General features: G+C 59.8%; 16 protein-coding genes. 5 read left to right on the top strand and 11 right to left on the bottom strand.

Annotated elements, in window-relative coordinates; genetic code table 11:
* Nucleotides 1–97: 97 nt before the first annotated feature.
* On the bottom strand, nucleotides 98–2,236 hold the full coding sequence (gene katE, locus L9059_RS06840) for a catalase HPII (protein WP_247289545.1): 2,139 nt from the start codon (nucleotides 2,234–2,236) through the stop codon (nucleotides 98–100).
* A gap of 262 nt (nucleotides 2,237–2,498) precedes the next feature.
* On the opposite strand from katE, the gene L9059_RS06835 reads away from it, so the two are divergent.
* The 3 genes from L9059_RS06835 to L9059_RS06825 all read left to right on the top strand — a co-directional run bounded on the left by L9059_RS06835 (nucleotide 2,499) and on the right by L9059_RS06825 (nucleotide 5,033).
* A complete protein-coding gene (locus tag L9059_RS06835; protein WP_247289544.1) occupies nucleotides 2,499–3,506 on the top strand; it encodes a methionine ABC transporter ATP-binding protein in 1,008 nt (335 codons plus the stop codon).
* On the top strand, nucleotides 3,506–4,180 hold the full coding sequence (locus L9059_RS06830; RefSeq protein WP_247289543.1) for a methionine ABC transporter permease: 675 nt from the start codon (nucleotides 3,506–3,508) through the stop codon (nucleotides 4,178–4,180). The genes L9059_RS06835 and L9059_RS06830 overlap by 1 nt, the downstream gene beginning before the upstream one ends.
* A 79-nt stretch (nucleotides 4,181–4,259) precedes the next feature.
* Entirely contained in the window at nucleotides 4,260–5,033 is a 774-nt protein-coding gene (locus L9059_RS06825) for a MetQ/NlpA family ABC transporter substrate-binding protein (RefSeq protein ID WP_247289542.1), read from the top strand.
* A 176-nt stretch (nucleotides 5,034–5,209) separates the two neighbouring features.
* Here L9059_RS06825 and L9059_RS06820 read toward each other — a convergent pair whose 3' ends face one another.
* The 5 genes from L9059_RS06820 to L9059_RS06800 are packed head-to-tail and all read right to left on the bottom strand — an operon-like array spanning nucleotide 5,210 to nucleotide 9,118.
* Nucleotides 5,210–5,845, bottom strand: a complete 636-nt coding sequence (locus L9059_RS06820; RefSeq protein WP_247289541.1) for an SCO family protein — start codon at nucleotides 5,843–5,845, stop codon at nucleotides 5,210–5,212.
* Nucleotides 5,842–6,741 carry a heme o synthase gene (gene cyoE, locus L9059_RS06815; RefSeq protein WP_247289540.1) on the bottom strand — a complete coding sequence of 300 codons (900 nt, stop codon included), beginning with the start codon at nucleotides 6,739–6,741 and terminating at the stop codon, nucleotides 5,842–5,844. The genes L9059_RS06820 and cyoE overlap by 4 nt, the downstream gene beginning before the upstream one ends.
* Complete coding sequence (locus L9059_RS06810; RefSeq protein WP_247289539.1) at nucleotides 6,729–7,808, bottom strand: COX15/CtaA family protein; 1,080 nt, start codon at nucleotides 7,806–7,808, stop codon at nucleotides 6,729–6,731. The genes cyoE and L9059_RS06810 overlap by 13 nt, the downstream gene beginning before the upstream one ends.
* A 10-nt stretch (nucleotides 7,809–7,818) precedes the next feature.
* Entirely contained in the window at nucleotides 7,819–8,412 is a 594-nt protein-coding gene (locus tag L9059_RS06805) for a hypothetical protein (protein WP_247289538.1), read from the bottom strand.
* The gene (locus tag L9059_RS06800; protein WP_247289537.1) at nucleotides 8,378–9,118 is read right to left on the bottom strand and encodes an SURF1 family protein; all 741 of its coding nucleotides are present in this window, start codon (nucleotides 9,116–9,118) and stop codon (nucleotides 8,378–8,380) included. Before L9059_RS06800 ends, L9059_RS06805 begins: the two co-directional genes overlap by 35 nt.
* Nucleotides 9,119–9,188: 70 nt before the next feature.
* Between L9059_RS06800 and L9059_RS06795 the strand changes: the two genes are divergently transcribed.
* On the top strand, nucleotides 9,189–9,392 hold the full coding sequence (locus tag L9059_RS06795; RefSeq protein WP_247289536.1) for a twin transmembrane helix small protein: 204 nt from the start codon (nucleotides 9,189–9,191) through the stop codon (nucleotides 9,390–9,392).
* Nucleotides 9,393–9,396: 4 nt separating this feature from the next.
* Here L9059_RS06795 and L9059_RS06790 read toward each other — a convergent pair whose 3' ends face one another.
* From L9059_RS06790 to coxB, 4 genes are all read right to left on the bottom strand, one after another.
* Nucleotides 9,397–10,284 carry a cytochrome c oxidase subunit 3 gene (locus L9059_RS06790; protein WP_247289535.1) on the bottom strand — a complete coding sequence of 296 codons (888 nt, stop codon included), beginning with the start codon at nucleotides 10,282–10,284 and terminating at the stop codon, nucleotides 9,397–9,399.
* Nucleotides 10,285–10,309: 25 nt separating this feature from the next.
* Nucleotides 10,310–10,861: a cytochrome c oxidase assembly protein gene (locus tag L9059_RS06785; protein ID WP_247289534.1), complete on the bottom strand. Its 552-nt coding sequence runs from the start codon at nucleotides 10,859–10,861 to the stop codon at nucleotides 10,310–10,312.
* 129 nt (nucleotides 10,862–10,990) lie between these two features.
* Nucleotides 10,991–12,577 carry a cytochrome c oxidase subunit I gene (gene ctaD / locus L9059_RS06780; RefSeq protein WP_034149470.1) on the bottom strand — a complete coding sequence of 529 codons (1,587 nt, stop codon included), beginning with the start codon at nucleotides 12,575–12,577 and terminating at the stop codon, nucleotides 10,991–10,993.
* A gap of 82 nt (nucleotides 12,578–12,659) precedes the next feature.
* Nucleotides 12,660–13,787: a cytochrome c oxidase subunit II gene (gene coxB, locus L9059_RS06775; RefSeq protein ID WP_247289533.1), complete on the bottom strand. Its 1,128-nt coding sequence runs from the start codon at nucleotides 13,785–13,787 to the stop codon at nucleotides 12,660–12,662.
* 368 nt (nucleotides 13,788–14,155) lie between these two features.
* Here coxB and L9059_RS06770 point away from each other — a divergent pair, with 368 nt between their 5' ends.
* On the top strand, nucleotides 14,156–14,806 hold the full coding sequence (locus L9059_RS06770; RefSeq protein ID WP_247289532.1) for a hypothetical protein: 651 nt from the start codon (nucleotides 14,156–14,158) through the stop codon (nucleotides 14,804–14,806).
* Between the two features lie 61 nt (nucleotides 14,807–14,867).
* Here L9059_RS06770 and L9059_RS06765 read toward each other — a convergent pair whose 3' ends face one another.
* Nucleotides 14,868–16,394 (bottom strand): SulP family inorganic anion transporter, encoded by a 1,527-nt coding sequence (locus L9059_RS06765; RefSeq protein ID WP_247289531.1) that lies wholly within the window; start codon nucleotides 16,392–16,394, stop codon nucleotides 14,868–14,870.
* Nucleotides 16,395–16,423: the final 29 nt, after the last annotated feature.

Raw genomic sequence — 16,423 nt, 5'->3', positions numbered from 1 at the left:
CTGCGAGGCGGCGGGTTGAGCACAAGATTTGTGTTCAATCCTTAACCCGGTAGGAGCGAGCTCGCTTGCGATAGCGTCCAACCTATCAATACAAATATTAAGCCGGTACCGCCTTGGCTTTCGGCTCACGATCCCAAACCCGATGCTGCCCGATGGCTGCAATAAACGGTTTGAACAGTTTCGTATCCTCCCCTACGATCAATCCTGCATCCGCCTCCAGCTTCAGCACATTCAACAACTGCTTGGCTTCGCCGTGCAGCGCGATCGCCTTCAGGTGCTTGTAGGCCTCCAGCACGTAATGCAGCGCCACCCCATCGGAGCTCAAGGCCTTGATCGACGCGGCTCCACCGGGCACGAACACTGCATCGAAGGCTACTGACGGCAAGCCTTCCATTGAGGCATCCACCGGCAGAGCTTTGCCGTCGGCGGTCTTCACAGGTGCCGAAGTCGGCCCCAGCAGCTTGGCGTGCGCACCTTCGGTCGCCAGCGCTTTTTTCAGCGCATCAATAGCCATGCCATCGACACCGTTGGCCGCCAGAATCGCCACCTTGCGAGTTTTAATGTTCCCCGGCAGCAGGTTCGCCTGGCTGAGCGCGGGAGAGCGATCCAGCGAAGTTTTCGGCACCTCGACTGTGCCGGCCTTGGGAGCCTGCAAACCGAGGTTTGTGGCCACGCGTGCGGCCAGCTCAAGATCGATATTGGCCAGGATTTCGTTCACCTGACGGGCACGAATGAATTCGCGCTCGACCTTTCCCAGCTCGAAGCTATAGGCCGCAATGATGTGTTCTTGTTCGTGCTTGCTCATGCTGTGGAAGAACAGGCGCGCCTGGGAGAAGTGGTCGCTGAACGACTCACTGCGTTGGCGGATCTTGTTGGCATCGATGCGCTCAGGGTAGGACTCGAAGCCCCCGTCCTGTGCCGCTGGCGGCGTCTCTTTCGGCCAGCCGCCGTCGATGGAGTTGGGCTCGTAGGCGGCGCGTCCCTTGTCAATGGTGGTGCGGTGCAGCGCATCGCGCTGGCCATTGTGGAACGGCGCCACCGGACGGTTGATCGGGATTTCGTGGAAGTTCGGGCCTCCCAGGCGGCTGATCTGCGTGTCGGTGTAGGAAAACAGCCGGCCTTGCAGCAGTGGGTCATTGGAGAAGTCGATTCCCGGCACGATGTGTCCTGGGCAGAACGCGACCTGTTCGGTTTCGGCGAAGAAGTTGTCCGGGTTGCGGTTCAGCACCATCTTGCCCAGCGGCGTGATGGGTACGATTTCCTCGGGGATGATCTTGGTCGGGTCAAGAATGTCGAAGTCGAAGGAGTGTTCGTTCTCCTCCTCGACAATCTGTACCCCCAGTTCCCATTCCGGGTAGTCGCCCATCTCGATCGCTTCCCACAGATCTCGACGATGGAAGTCGGTGTCCTTGCCTGCGAGCTTCTGTGCTTCATCCCAGACCAGGGAGCAGGTGCCGTTGGAAGGGCGCCAATGAAATTTGACGAAGCGCGATTTGCCTTCGGCGTTGATCAACCGGAAGGTGTGCACACCGAAGCCCTGCATGCTGCGCAGGCTCTTGGGAATCGCGCGATCGGACATGGCCCAGATCACCATGTGTGCCGATTCCGGAACCAGTGAAACGAAGTCCCAGAAGGTGTCGTGAGCAGAGCCGCCGGTAGGAATCTCGTTGTGGGGCTCAGGTTTCACGGCGTGCACGAAGTCGGGGAACTTGATCGCGTCCTGAATGAAAAACACCGGCATGTTGTTGCCCACCAGGTCGAAGTTGCCTTCGTCGGTGAAGAACTTCACGGCAAACCCGCGCACGTCACGCACGGTATCGCCTGAGCCGCGAGGGCCCTGCACCGTGGAGAAGCGGGTGAATACCGGGGTCTTCTTGCCCGGGTCCTGGAGGAAGCCGGCCTTGGTCAATGCCGCGTGGTTTTCGTAGGTCTGGAAGTAACCATGAGCGCCAGTGCCGCGGGCATGGACGATGCGCTCGGGAATGCGTTCATGGTCAAAGTGCGTGATTTTTTCACGCATGATGAAGTCTTCAAGCAGCGAAGGCCCGCGCGCGCCGACCTTCAACGTATTCTGATTGTCCGCTAGCTTCACGCCCTGATTGGTGCGCAGGGCCTGGCCTGTGGCGTCGGAGCGGAATTGTTCCAGGCTGTCGAGCTTGGTACTGGTATTGCCACGGTCCAGGGTATCGGTCCCGGCCAGTTCGCTTTTAGGTGGGGCAGATTTCTTGGTACTCATCAGTCGTAAACTCCTCGTTGCGATCTCGTCCTAGCCGGACTTGTGAGCAATGTTCCAGGCACGGCACCTGGCGATTTTCGAACTGCTTAAGTAGTGACTGGCGGCTGTTTCAGCCGTTCCTTTTTTCTGACCTTTGATCGCGTTATTGCCAAATCGCTGGTCGAATGCGAAATAAATGCTAAGAACCTCTATACGGACAGGCTAAAATGCGCCCCCGGCTAACCGCTGACCCTTTTCTAACGCGCCCCACAAGGTTCGCTACGTGATCGAGTTTCAAAACGTCCACAAAACCTACCGCGTCGCCGGTAAGGAAATTCCCGCCCTGCACCCGACCAGTCTGACGATTGAGAACGGCCAGGTGTTTGGCCTGATCGGCCATTCCGGCGCGGGTAAAAGTACTCTGCTGCGTCTGATCAATCGGCTGGAGAACTCCACGGGTGGCAAGATCTTCGTCGACGGCGAAGAAGTCACTGCGCTCGACGCCAACAGCCTGCGACGCTTCCGCCAACAGGTCGGGATGATCTTCCAGCACTTCAATTTGCTGGCGTCCAAGACTGTGGCCGATAACGTGGCGCTGCCCCTGACGCTGGCCGGCGAACTGTCGCGCAGTGAGATTGACCAGCGCGTGGCCGAATTACTGGCGCGGGTCGGGCTGTCCGACCACGCCAAAAAATACCCGGCGCAATTGTCCGGTGGGCAGAAGCAGCGCGTCGGCATCGCCCGCGCCTTGGCCACCAAGCCGAAAATCCTGCTGTGTGATGAAGCCACCAGCGCCCTGGACCCGCAGACCACCGCGTCGGTCCTGCAGTTGCTGGCCGAGATCAACCGCGAGCTGAAGCTGACCATTGTGCTGATCACTCACGAGATGGACGTGATTCGTCGGGTCTGCGACCAGGTGGCGGTCATGGACGCTGGCGTGATCGTCGAGCAGGGCTCGGTGGCCGAGGTGTTCCTGCATCCCAAACACCAGACCACCAAGCGCTTCGTGCAGGAAGACGAGCAGATTGATGAGAGTGGACAGCGCGACGACTTCGCCCATGTCCCGGGCCGCATCGTGCGCCTGACGTTTCAGGGCGAAGCGACCTACGCACCTTTATTGGGTACCGTCGCTCGCGAAACGGGCGTGGACTACAGCATCCTTGCCGGCCGCATCGACCGCATCAAAGACGTCCCTTATGGGCAACTCACTCTGGCCGTCACCGGTGGCGACATGGAGGCGGCTTTTGCTCGCTTCACCGCGGCCGACGTTCACATGGAGGTGCTGCGCTGATGGAAGCCCTGACAAGTTTCTTCTCCAACATCGACTGGTTCGAAATCTGGTTGGCCACCGGCGACACACTGCTGATGCTCGGTGGTTCGCTGTTGTTCACCGTGCTGTTGGGCCTGCCCCTGGGCGTGCTGCTGTTCCTGTGCAGCCCGCGCCAGCTGCTCGAAGCCAAAGGTCTGTACGCCCTGCTGTCGCTGGTGGTGAACATCCTGCGTTCGCTGCCCTTCATCATTCTGCTGATCGTGATGATTCCGTTCACTGTGCTGATCACCGGCACGTCCCTGGGTGTAGCCGGTGCGATCCCGCCGCTGGTAGTCGGGGCCACGCCGTTCTTCGCGCGCCTGGTGGAAACAGCCTTGCGTGAAGTGGACCGCGGCATCATCGAGGCGACCCAGGCCATGGGTGCCACCACTCGGCAGATCATCACCAATGCCCTGCTGCCGGAAGCCCGTCCGGGCATCTTCGCGGCGATTACGGTGACAGCGATTACACTGGTGTCCTACACGGCGATGGCCGGTGTCGTTGGCGCCGGCGGCCTGGGTGACCTGGCCATCCGTTTTGGCTACCAGCGTTTCCAGACCGATGTGATGGTGGTGACGGTGGTGTTGCTACTGGTACTGGTCCAGGTGCTGCAAACCGTTGGCGACAAATTGGTTGTGCATTTTTCCCGGAAATAATCACTTCTCGTCTTTTACAAATGAGCCGGCCATTCGCTGGCAGGCGCCGCGAACTGGCGCCTCACATGGAGTTAGCTGAATGAAAAAATTACTCGTCGCGTTCGCCGCCGTTGCTGCGTTCTCTGCCCAGGCTGCTGAAACCCTGACCGTCGCCGCCACTCCGGTTCCGCACGCCGAAATCCTCGAATTCATCAAGCCAGCCCTGGCCAAGGACGGCGTGGACCTGAAGGTCAAGGTCTTCACCGACTACGTCCAGCCCAACGTGCAAGTGGCCGAGAAGCGCCTGGACGCCAACTTCTTTCAGCACCAGCCGTACCTGGATGAGTTCAACAAGGCCAAGGGCACCAACCTGGTCGCCGTTGCCGGCGTGCACCTGGAACCACTGGGCGCCTACTCCAGCAAGTACAAAACCCTGGCCGACCTGCCAGGCGGCGCCAACGTGGTGATCCCGAATGACGCCACCAACGGCGGTCGCGCGCTGTTGCTGCTGCAGAAGGCTGGCCTGATCAAGTTGAAGGAGTCGAACAACATCCTGTCGACCGTCAAGGACATCACCGAGAACTCCAAGGACCTGAAATTCCGCGAACTGGAAGCGGCGACCATCCCGCGCGTGCTGACCCAGGTCGACCTGGCGCTGATCAACACCAACTACGCGCTGGAAGCCAAGCTCGATCCGTCCAAGGACGCGCTGGTCATCGAAGGCAACGACTCGCCATACGTCAACATCCTGGTCGCCCGTCCGGACGACAAGGACAGCGAATCGATGAAGAAACTGGTCGCTGCCCTGCACAGCCCGGAAGTGAAAGCGTTCATCCTCGAGAAGTACAAAGGCGCGGTATTGCCGGCGTTCTGATCGGCTGATACAACGAAAAAGGGGCGCATTCAATGCGCCCCTTTTTTTATGCCAATTGAAACACCTACCTGTGGGAGCGAGCCTGCTCGCCATAGCGGCGTGTCAGGCACCGCGTTCGGTAGCTGTGACGGCCAAATTGCGAGCAGGCTCGCTCCCACAGGGCTGGTTTACGGTGGTTATTTGCGTTTGAGCATCACCGGCAACTGGGCCACCAGTTTTACGTTGTTCAACGGCGCCCGGATAAACCCGCGCTGCGTGCCGTCCGGGCCGATCACTGCCAGGTTGCCGCTGTGATCTACCGTGTAGTTCGGCTTGCTGGTGTCCGCCGGGATGAACGGGATGCTGACTGCATTGGCGAATTTTTGCAGGTCTGCGATCGAGGTCGGGGTCAGGCCGATGAACTGTGGGTCGAAGTAGCCCAGGTACTGCTTGAGCTGCTTGGGCGTATCGCGATTGGGATCGACGCTGACCAGGATGACCTGCAACTTGTCCCGGACGTCAGCCGGCAACTCACTCTTGATCTGCCGCAGTTGGGCAAGGGTGGTCGGACAGATATCCGGGCAGAAGGTGTAGCCGAAGAACAGCAGTGACCACTTGTCCTTCAATTCGTCCACCGCCACCGGCTTGCCATCCTGGTCGGTCATGGTCAGATCCGGGAGGTTGCGGCTCTGCGGCAGCAGGATGATTCCGGCGTCGATCAGCGCAGTCGGGTCGCCCTGGCCTTTGCCCGACAGCACTTTATTGATGGTCAGGCCCAGGACCAGCGCGATCAGGGCGACGAGGATGAAGACGGTTTTCTGAGTTCGAGTCATAGGTTCAACAGTAAGTAGTGGTCTACGAGCAGCGCGATAAACAGCAGGAACAAGTAGTAGATAGAGTACTTGAAGGTGTTGATCGCCGCGTGCGGCCTAGTGCCACGGTACAGCACCACGGCCCATTGCAGGAACCTCGCGCCCAGGACCAGGGCGCAGACCAGGTAGAGCAGGCCGCTCATGTGGATCACGTAGGGCATCAGGCTCACGGCCAGCAACGCGAAGGTATAAAGCAGGATGTGGACCTTGGTGTAGTGCTCGCCGTGGGTGACGGGCAGCATGGGGATGTCGGCCTTGGCGTATTCCTCTTTGCGATGGATCGCCAGCGCCCAGAAGTGCGGTGGGGTCCAGGCGAAGATGATCAGCACCAGCAGCAGCGGCTCGGCACTGACATGGCCGGTCGCAGCGGTCCAGCCGAGCAGCGGCGGCGCGGCACCGGCCAGCCCGCCGATAACGATATTTTGTGGAGTCGCGCGCTTGAGGAAGCCGGTGTAGACCACCGCGTAACCCAGCAGGGAGGCCAGGGTCAGCCAGGCGGTCAATGGGTTGGTGAACGTCAGCAGCAGGGCCTGGCCGAGCACTGCCAGCACCAGGGCAAAGGTCAGCGCTGCGGCCGGTGAAACCCGTCCTTCGGCCAGGGGCCGTTTGTGCGTGCGCGCCATGACTGCATCGATGCGCCGGTCCACCACATGGTTGACCGCCGCCGCGCCGCCGGCACACAGCGCAATTCCCAGATTGCCAAAGATCAGCACCGTCCAGGGCACTCCCGCACGGGTAGCGAGGAACATGCCGACCAGCGAGGTGATCAGCATCAGCACCACCACTTTCGGCTTGGTCAGCTCCAGATAGTCACGCCAGATCGCCCGGTGGTGACGTTCGCCGATCAGAGTCGCCATGGCATCTCTCCTTTTATTGTTATGGGCCCGGCTGAATGTTTACGCGGGCTGAACCGCCAGCGTGCAGGGGATTGTTGCTTGACCCGAACCAGGCTGGTTCGCGCGTGATAATTGACCAGCACCATCGTCAGCAAGAGCGCAGCACCACCGGCGTTGTGCGCGACAGCCACCGGCAATGGCAGGTGGAACAACACGTTGCTGATGCCCAGGGTGATCTGTGCGGCGAGCGCCACCAGCACCAGCCCCGCAAGCCGGGTCATGCCGACGACCTTGAGTTGCCAGGCCAGGCCGAGCAGTACAAAGGTCACCAGCAACGCGCCGATTCGGTGGGTCAGGTGAATCGCGGTACGGGCATCGCTGTCCAGTTGGCCGCCAAGGTAGTTTGGGCCGATGTGCTGGGTCAGGTGAAAGCCGTTGGCGAAATCAGCCGGCGGTAGCCATTGTCCATGGCAGGTCGGGAAGTCGATACAGGCCACTGCGGCATAGTTCGAACTGACCCAGCCTCCGAGGGCAATTTGCCCTATCACCAGCAGCAAACCGGCGGTCGCCCAGTGCTGCAGGCGTCGTGGCACGGTCAGTGCCGGCAATACCCCGGACAGGCGCAAGGTCAGGAGAAACAACAGGCTCAGGGTGGCAAAGCCGCCGAGTAGGTGCCCGGTGACCACTTGTGGCCAGAGCTTGAGCGTTACGGTCCACATGCCGAACGCAGCCTGCGCGATGACCACAGCCAATAAAAACAACGGCAACTTTACCGGTTGCCCCGGATGCCGACGATGCACCCATGCCCGGCCGGCCAGTACCGAAATCAACAGACCGAGGGTGCCGGCGAAATAACGATGGATCATTTCGTTCCAGCCTTTATGGGCTTCGACGGGAGTGTCCGGGAAATGCAATTCGGCATGGGCCAATTGGGCTTCGCTTTTGGGCACGCTGATGAAGCCGTAGCACCCCGGCCAGTCCGGACAGCCAAGGCCGGCGTGGGTCAGGCGAGTATAGGCGCCGAGCAACACCACTATCAGTGCCAGCAGGGTGGCAAACAGCGCGAGGCGAAATCCAGGTTTGGCCATGACGATGCCCTTATCCGATGTTCGACAGTTTCAGCAGATGGCGCAGGTCGTTGAGCAGATCCTTGCCCTTGACGGTCGGGTCGTAGCGCAGCACCAGGTTGCCATGGGGGTCGATGATCCACAGTTGCGGTACGGTCTGGTCACCCGTGGTCTTGCTGAACGTGGTCAAGTCCATGGGATAACGTTGCAGCTGCGGGTATTCGCGGTTGAGTTTGGCTTCGTACTCGCTGTTAAGCGGTTGCGCTGCGGCCAATGCGTGGCTGGCCCGTGAGGCATCGCGGGCAAGGCCTATCTGCACCTGGCGCGCCAGGTACACCAGCTGCTGGCAGTCAACCGAGCAGTCTTTGGGCGCAGTTACCAGTATCTGCCAGCGTTGCTCTTGCGCCTGCACGCCAAGGTCGGCGCGGGTCTGGCCATTGCCGATGAGTTGGCCGTGATAGCTGCGACCTTCCGGCACCCAGAACTGCAGTTTGTACATGCCGGTGGCGAGGATCATCGGACCGATCACCCCAAGCAGAATCAGCAGCAGCTGCAAACGACCTTTGCGCCGACTTGCCGGCGACTTCGCTTCAGACATGCTGGGTGGATTCATGGCCGCTCCCATGGTGTTTCTCCTTTGCGTTGTGCCAGCCGAAGTAGACGAACAGGCCGAACAGGGCGATCGACATGGCGAACCACTGCACGGCATAAGCGATATGTTTTTCCGGACCCATGGCGACCACCGGCCAATCGGCCTGGTAGATTCCGGGGCCGGGTTCTGCGCGTAATTCGTAAGGGAAGCCATCACGCTCAAGTGCTGCCCAAAGCTTCGCCGGTTCAACCGCTGTCACCAGCTGCGGCCAGGTGGTGGAGGCCGGGTCGGCGTGGAGCTGGAAAGTAGCGCCCGGAGAAACGTAGACCCAGGCGGTGAGGTTCAAGACTTCGCCAGGCGTGGTGAATTGCGCGGGGATGCGTCGGTCCGGCCAGGGCAGCCAACCGCGATTGACCAGCAGCCACAGGCCGCTGGCTTGATCCTGAAACGGCTGCAGCAGCTCGATTCCGACCTTGCCGTCCCGTTGGCGGTTATCCAGTAGCAGGCTGTGCGCGGCATCGAACTGGCCACGCAGCACTACGCGGCGAAAGGCCGGATCCGCAGTGTGCTGCACCGCAGTGCTGGCCATCGGCTCCGCGACCCGACGCTGGGCATAACTGTCCAGCAGCGCGCTTTTTTCCGCGCCGCGGTCCAGTTGCCAGAAACCGAGCGAGACCAGCAATGGCAGCAACAAGGCCACCACCAAAGTCGGCACGATGCCTGGCCGGAAGCGCTTCATGACGTCGCCAGAATGTCGGTAGTCGCGATAGCTATACTCAAGTGCATCGCATTTCCCCTGGAGTCTCACCATGCTCAAAGCAGCCATCGTCCTGATGCTGATTGCCACGGTTGTCAGCCTGTTCAGCGGCCTGTTTTTTCTGGTCAAGGACGACAGCAGCTCGAACCGCCTCGCCATTGCCTTGAGTGTTCGTGTCGCCCTGGCCACCATTACCGTCGGTTTGATCGCCTGGGGATTCTTCAGCGGCCAGTTGGTGTCTCACGCGCCATGGTGATGCCTCAAAGTACGTAGACGAAGACGAACAGACCGATCCACACCACGTCCACGAAGTGCCAATACCAGCTCGCCGCTTCAAAGCCGAACTGATGCTCGTTGTCGAAGTGCCCGCGCATGATCCGCATCAGCATCACGAACAGGATGATGGTGCCGATGGTCACGTGGGCGCCGTGGAAACCGGTGAGCATGAAGAACGTCGCACCGTAGATGCCTGAACCCAGGGTCAGGCCCAGTTCCTTGTAAGCATGGATGTACTCTTCGGCCTGGAAACCGAGGAATGCGCAACCCAGCAGTACCGTGATCGCGAGCCAGATTTTCAGCGCACCGCGATGGCCCTTCTTCAAGGCGTGGTGGGCAATGGTCACGGTGACACTGGAGCTCACCAGCAATACGGTGTTGAGCAGTGGCAGGCCCCAGGGGCTGATGACATCTTTGGGTGGAGGGAACAGTTTCGAGTCGGGGTTGTTGAGCAGTGGCCAGACGAATTCGAAGTTGGGCCAGAGCATGTGGGCCATGCCTTTGGCGCCTTCACCGCCGAGCGCCGGGCCAGAGACATGGCGGACGTAAAACAGCGCACCGAAGAACGCGATGAAAAACATCACTTCAGAGAAGATGAACCAGCTCATGCCCCAGCGGAACGAGCGATCCATTTGCGCACTGTATAACCCCGCACGGCCTTCCTTGACTACCGTACCGAACCACCCGAACAGCATGTAGGCCAGCAGCAGGCCGCCGACGAAAAAGATCAGCGGGCCGTGGGATTCCGGGCGCGCCGCTTTCAGGTCGTTGAACCAGGTGGCCAGGCCGAACACCGTGACAAACATGCCGACCGTGGCGATGATCGGCCACTTGCTCTGGGCTGGTACGTAATAGTGTTCATGAGTTGCCATTTATTGTTCTCCTTATCGGGCACGCTCAGCCGCCAGTGTTTACAGCTACCGGTGGATGTCGGGCGGTGATATCGAACAGCGTGTAGGACAGCGTCAGGTGCTTCACATCCTTGGGCATGTCACGGTCAACGATGAAACGTACCGGCATCTCGATCCGTTGACCGGGCTGCAGCACTTGCTGGGTAAAGCAGAAACATTCGGTTTTGTGGAAGTACGCTGCTGCTGCGCTGGGCGCGATGCTGGGCACGGCCTGGGCGCTCATCGGGCGATCGGTTGGGTTGTGCGCGATGAAGATCATCTCGTTCACCGCGCCGGGGTTGGCGGTCAGTTCATCGTGCTTGGGATAAAAGTCCCATGACATGTCGGCGGAGTTGGTGGAAAGGAATTGCACCCGTACCTGGCGCGACAGGTCGATTGTCTGTTCCCCTTCATACTGTCCGGACGTCTTGCCATTGATACCGAACGCCTTGCACATCACGTCGTAGATCGGCACCAGGGCAAACCCGAAGACAAACATTGCCACCACCACCATCAGCAGGCGGGTGACCAGTTTTTTCATCGAAATCGAGTCAGCCATGGTTCCAGCTCCATACCGAGACCCCTGTGGGAGCTGGCTTGCCAGCGATGCGGCCGACGCGGTGTGTCAGGCAGGCAGCCATCGCTGGCAAGCAAGCTCCCACAGTAATTCCTGCAAGGCCGAGGGTGTTCATTTCACTTCCGGCGGCGTGGTGAAGGTGTGGTACGGCGCCGGAGACGGGATGCTCCACTCCAGGCCTTCGGCGCCATCCCACGGTTTGGCCGGTGCTGGTGGGCCGCCGCGAATCGTTTTGATCACGATGAACAGGAAGAAGAGCTGCGTGGTGCCGAACATGAACGCGCCGATTGACGACACCATGTTGAAGTCGGCGAACTGCAGGTTGTAGTCCGGAATCCGTCGCGGCATACCCGCCAGCCCCACAAAGTGCATCGGGAAGAACGCCATGTTCATGCCGATGAACGACAGCCAGAAGTGCAGCTTGCCGAGGGTTTCGTCGTACATGTGGCCGGTCCATTTCGGCAGCCAGTAATATGCTGAAGCGAAGATCCCGAAGATCGCCCCTGGCACCAGTACATAGTGGAAGTGCGCGACCACGAAGTAGGTGTCCTGGTACTGGAAGTCCGCTGGAGCGATGGCTAGCATCAAACCGGAGAAGCCGCCAATGGAGAACAGGATCACGAACGCCACGGCGAACAGCATCGGCGTTTCGAAGGTCAGTGAGCCTTGCCACATGGTGCTGGCCCAGTTGAACACCTTGACCCCGGTCGGCACGGCGATCAGCAGCGTGGCGTACATAAAGAACAACTCGCCCACCAGCGGAATGCCGACCACAAACATGTGGTGCGCCCAGACGATGAACGACAGGAACGCGATGCTCGCCGTGGCGTAGACCATTGAGGTATAGCCGAACAGGGGCTTGCGCGAAAAGGTCGGGATGATCGAGCTGACGGCACCGAAGGCCGGCAGAATCATGATGTACACCTCGGGGTGTCCGAAGAACCAGAACACGTGCTGGAACAACACTGGATCACCGCCGCCGGCAGCACTGAAGAAGCTGGTGCCGAAGTGGATGTCCATCAGCATCATCGTCACGCAGCCGGCCAGTACCGGCATCACCGCAATCAGCAGGAAGGCGGTAATCAGCCAGGTCCAGACGAACAGCGGCATCTTCATCAACGTCATGCCAGGGGCGCGAAGGTTGAGGATGGTGGCGATCACGTTGATCGCGCCCATGATCGAACTGATCCCCATCAAGTGGATGGCGAAGATGAAGAAGGTTACGCTTTCCGGTGCATAGGTTGTCGACAGCGGGGCGTAGAACGTCCAGCCGAAGTTAGGTCCGCCACCGGGGGTGAACAGGGTCGATACCAGCAGAATGAACGCCGCCGGCAACAGCCAGAAGCTGAAGTTGTTCATCCGGGGCAGGGCCATATCCGGAGCGCCGATCATCAACGGGATCATCCAGTTGGCCAGCCCGACGAATGCCGGCATCACCGCACCGAAGACCATCACAAGACCGTGCATGGTGGTCATCTGATTGAAGAATTCCGGCTGTACGATCTGCAGGCCCGGTTGGAACAGTTCGGCGCGAATCACCATCGCGAACGAACCACCGAGCAGGAACATGGAAAACGCGAACCACAGGTACAGCGTGCCGATGTCCTTGTGGTTGGTGGTCAACACCCAACGCATCAGGCCTTTCGCGGGGCCGTGGGCGTGGTCGGCATGACCATGGTCATCGATGACGGCGCTCATGGCGTGTCTCCTGCAAACAGATGGGCTAGGCAGGCCGGGGCGCGTTGCCCCGACCGGTTCCTTGGGTACGCAATAGACCGGGTCATTTGCTTTGCGCCTGTTTCAGCTCCAGCACTTCTTTTGGCGTGACCATGTCGCCTTTGTTGTTGCCCCAAGCGTTACGTTCGTAAGTCACGACCGCTGCGATGTCGACTTCCGAGAGCTGCTTGCCGAACGCCGCCATGGCGGTACCGGGTTTGCCGTGGAAGACAATGCCCAAGTGCGCTTCTTTCGGTCCGGTAGCGATTTTTGAGCCCTTGAGTGCCGGGAACATCGGCGGCAGGCCCTGGCCTTCGGCTTGGTGACAGGCGACGCAAGTGGTGTGATAGACCTTGTCGCCGCGCTCCTTGAGTTCGTCGAGAGTCCATTCCTTGCTGGTCAGTTCTTTGAGCTGCGCCGCTTCAGCCTTGCGTTCGCCCAACCATTTTTCGTAGTCGGCCTTTTCCTTGACCTCGACCACGATCGGCATGAAACCGTGATCCTTGCCGCACAACTCTGCGCACTGGCCACGGTAGATACCGGGCTTGTCGATGCGGGTCCAGGCTTCGTTGATGAACCCGGGAATGGCATCGCGCTTGACCGCAAAGGCGGGCACCCACCAGGAGTGGATAACGTCGGCTGAGGTCACCAGGAAACGCACCTTGGCGCCGATCGGCAGCACCAGCGGCTTGTCGACTTCGAGCAAGTAGTGCTCGCCCTTGGTTTCCTTGTTGTGGATCTGCTCGGCAGGTGTGGCCAGGTTGCTGAAGAACTCGACGTCCTGGCCCAGGTATTTGTAGTGCCACTTCCACTGATAGCCGGTGACCTGGATATCGATATCCGGCTCACTGGCGTCGTACATCTTGATCAGGGTCGCAGTCGCGGGAACCGCCATGGCGACCAGAATGAGGAAGGGCACGATGGTCCAGAGGATTTCTACGGTAGTACTTTCATGAAATTTTGCGGCCACCTGCCCGGTCGAGCGGCGGTGGAGAATCATCGACCAGAACATGGCGCCGAAGACGATGATGCCGATTACTACACAGATCCAGAAAATGGTCATGTGCAGGTCAAATACTGCGTGACTGATTTCAGTCGCTCCAGGCGCCATATTCACAGTCCAGGCAGCTTGCGCCTGACTGAAAATCGACCACAACAGGAGGCCCATCCAGACGTGTGGATGTCGCATCATTGCGGGTTCCCCTTATCGTTCTTGTTATCCCGCCGGCTTTCACCTGCGGCAAGGGAGCGGCTTGTCAGACTACGAACTTGATTGCCGGGCCTTGCTGCGTGTGCAGTCGGGCGTCATCAGCTAACTCCATTCCAACCCGAGTATAGACAGCGACTCAGACCTCGCAATGTGAAGGCGTAAAACAACCGAGACAGAGCGCACTTGCGCTCAAGGGCACGAATGGAGAAGGATGCAGACGAGTGGTGGCAAATGGATATAACTTTGATGTCTTAAGGGTGAAATAATTATGACAAATGCGTCTGAGGAATTTTCCTACGCCAGCTAAGTTATGTCTTCCCTATTTCTTTGCCTTGTTTCCTGGAGTTTTCATGAACACCGCCGCATTGCGCGAGCAGATCCAAAAAGCCCAACAGCACGAAGCAGGGACTGGCTTGCTGACTCGTCAGCTGGAAAGCCAACTGCCACATCTGCACCCGTCCATCCAATTGCCGGAGACGGACCCCAAGGGTGTGCTGACACGTTTTGTCGCCGCTTACATCGACGAGGTTCCTGACCTGCTGGATGCAGCCAACGAAGTGGCAAAGGAAGCCGGTATCGAATCGCAGATCACACCTGTGTTGAAAATCGCCGAGCAGTATTTCCTCCAGCCGCCTGCCATCATGGACGGTCACATAGGGCTCGACAGCCTGCTGGATGAAGCCTACCTGGCTCATCGCTTTGTCGAAGAGGTCAACGACCTGTACATCAAGCATCTCGGCCAGCCCTTGATCCCATTGGACATGACTGTTGCCAACCTGATCGCCCACCAGTTGATCGGAGAGGCATTTGCCAACCAGCTGGACGAGGCCGTGCACCACGCGCTCGATGAAATGCTCGACGACCAGAGTTTTGCGCTGGAGTCGGTTGAAGCCTATCGCGAGAAACTGAGCAGCCCAGACACTGGCGCCGCTTGGAAGCGTTGGCCGTGCATGTCGCGCCGGTTAGGCGTGGGCCTGGACCTGGATCAGCCTGCGGCTTGATTCTGTGCCCGATACAATCCAATGTGGGAGTGAGCAGGCTCGCTCCCACATTGTTGATGTTTTACCCCGAAGACCCTACGCCGGTGGTGGTGCGCAAACGCCCTTCCAGCCTGCGCTTTAACCCACGCGCTTCGATCAGCAACTTTGAACCCTTCGCCGCATTGGCCCGACCCCACTCTTCAAGCAACTCCAGGCACGAGTGGTCGATGTAGCTCAGGTTATTGAGCGGCACGTGCACGGTCGCACCCGGGGGAATAGTGCCCAGCACCTGCGTCAGCGCCGGTACCTTGAGAAAGGTCGCTGCACCGGTCAAGCGCAACTCCATCTCTCCATCGGCAGGCAGGTCGATCAGACTGATCTTCAGGCGCGAAGCTTTCCACGCCAGCTTCGCCAGTGTGAGGCCAAAACCGATCAACACCCCAGTCAGCAGGTCAGTGAAGACAATCGCCACTGCGGTCGCCGCATACGTGAACATCGGCATCCTGCCGTAACGCCCCAGACCGCGAAACGCCTTGAGGTCGACCAGTTTGAACCCGGTGTAAACCAGAACACCCGCCAGGCTTGCCACCGGAATGCTCTGCAACACACTTGAGAGCAACAATACGAAAGCCAGCAACCACAGCCCGTGGAAAACCGCCGACAGCCGAGTGGTCGCGCCGGCTTGCACGTTGGCCGAGCTACGCACGATCACCCCGGTCATAGGCAGCGCACCTAGCAGGCCGCAGAGCATGTTGCCCACACCCTGCGCAGACAGCTCCCGATCGAAGTCAGAGCGCTGACCACTGTGCATGCGGTCTACTGCTGCGGCGGAGAGCAAGGTTTCGGCGCTGGCGATAAATGCCACGGCAAACGCAGCGATCAGCAGGTTTGGATCGGCCAGGTTCAGCAAGTCCACCGGCTTCAGCCAGTCGATCGCTTGCGCGAGGTTGGCCGGGACTTCCACCCGTTTGACCTGCAAAGCCAGCATGAGGCTGGCCACAGTTGCCAGCCCCACTCCAAGCAAGGCACCTGGTATGAAGCGCAGGGCGTATGGACGAAACTTTTCCCACAACCACATCACTGCAATCGTCCCCAGACCGAGCAACCCAGCCTGCCAGCCAACCGATGGCAAGGCTTGTGCAACGGCTGTGGGGAGGGCGGCCAGATTGTCCAAGCCGGAGGGTTTGGGCACACCGTCGAGCATCACATGCACCTGGGACAACACGATCAAGACACCGATGCCGGCGAGCATACCGTAAACCACTGCTGGCGCCGTTACCCGAAACCAGCACCCCAGTTTCAACCGACCGGCCACCAGCTGTAGAAACCCCGCCAGCAGCAGGATCGGCCCCAGCATGGCGACGCCGTGCTGGCGCACGAGTTCGAAGACGAGTACCGCGAGCCCGGCGGCAGGACCGCTGACTTGCAAGGGGGAGCCGGCGAGCCAGCCTACTACCAGGCCGCCGATGATCCCGGTGATCAGGCCTTTGGCGGGTGGCAGGCCGGAAGCGATGGCGATGCCCATGCACAAGGGCAGGGCCACCAGAAATACGACCACCGAAGCCAGCAGCTCCCGTGGCAGTGCAGCTTTGAGTTGCGCAGCACGCATGTTGATTCTCCCGACATTTCTTCAGGCAT

The sequence above is a fragment of the Pseudomonas violetae genome, from assembly GCF_023072615.1.
In the GTDB taxonomy this organism is placed as follows: domain Bacteria; phylum Pseudomonadota; class Gammaproteobacteria; order Pseudomonadales; family Pseudomonadaceae; genus Aquipseudomonas; species Aquipseudomonas violetae.
Note: the sequence above shows the minus strand (reverse complement) of the source record. Positions and strands in the feature narration are given on the sequence as shown.

What these genes read in the sequence shown, in the direction of transcription:
- L9059_RS06790 (WP_247289535.1), bottom strand. Translation starts at nt 10,284, where the DNA reads ATGGCAACTCATGAACACTATTACGTACCAGCCCAGAGCAAGTGGCCG.
- L9059_RS06820 (WP_247289541.1), bottom strand. Translation starts at nt 5,845, where the DNA reads ATGACTCGAACTCAGAAAACCGTCTTCATCCTCGTCGCCCTGATCGCG.
- L9059_RS06805 (WP_247289538.1), bottom strand. Translation starts at nt 8,412, where the DNA reads ATGGGAGCGGCCATGAATCCACCCAGCATGTCTGAAGCGAAGTCGCCG.
- ctaD (WP_034149470.1), bottom strand. Translation starts at nt 12,577, where the DNA reads ATGAGCGCCGTCATCGATGACCATGGTCATGCCGACCACGCCCACGGC.
- L9059_RS06785 (WP_247289534.1), bottom strand. Translation starts at nt 10,861, where the DNA reads ATGGCTGACTCGATTTCGATGAAAAAACTGGTCACCCGCCTGCTGATG.
- L9059_RS06795 (WP_247289536.1), top strand. Translation starts at nt 9,189, where the DNA reads ATGCTCAAAGCAGCCATCGTCCTGATGCTGATTGCCACGGTTGTCAGC.
- L9059_RS06810 (WP_247289539.1), bottom strand. Translation starts at nt 7,808, where the DNA reads ATGGCCAAACCTGGATTTCGCCTCGCGCTGTTTGCCACCCTGCTGGCA.
- L9059_RS06770 (WP_247289532.1), top strand. Translation starts at nt 14,156, where the DNA reads ATGAACACCGCCGCATTGCGCGAGCAGATCCAAAAAGCCCAACAGCAC.
- L9059_RS06800 (WP_247289537.1), bottom strand. Translation starts at nt 9,118, where the DNA reads ATGAAGCGCTTCCGGCCAGGCATCGTGCCGACTTTGGTGGTGGCCTTG.
- L9059_RS06825 (WP_247289542.1), top strand. Translation starts at nt 4,260, where the DNA reads ATGAAAAAATTACTCGTCGCGTTCGCCGCCGTTGCTGCGTTCTCTGCC.
- L9059_RS06765 (WP_247289531.1), bottom strand. Translation starts at nt 16,394, where the DNA reads ATGCGTGCTGCGCAACTCAAAGCTGCACTGCCACGGGAGCTGCTGGCT.
- katE (WP_247289545.1), bottom strand. Translation starts at nt 2,236, where the DNA reads ATGAGTACCAAGAAATCTGCCCCACCTAAAAGCGAACTGGCCGGGACC.
- L9059_RS06830 (WP_247289543.1), top strand. Translation starts at nt 3,506, where the DNA reads ATGGAAGCCCTGACAAGTTTCTTCTCCAACATCGACTGGTTCGAAATC.
- coxB (WP_247289533.1), bottom strand. Translation starts at nt 13,787, where the DNA reads ATGATGCGACATCCACACGTCTGGATGGGCCTCCTGTTGTGGTCGATT.
- cyoE (WP_247289540.1), bottom strand. Translation starts at nt 6,741, where the DNA reads ATGGCGACTCTGATCGGCGAACGTCACCACCGGGCGATCTGGCGTGAC.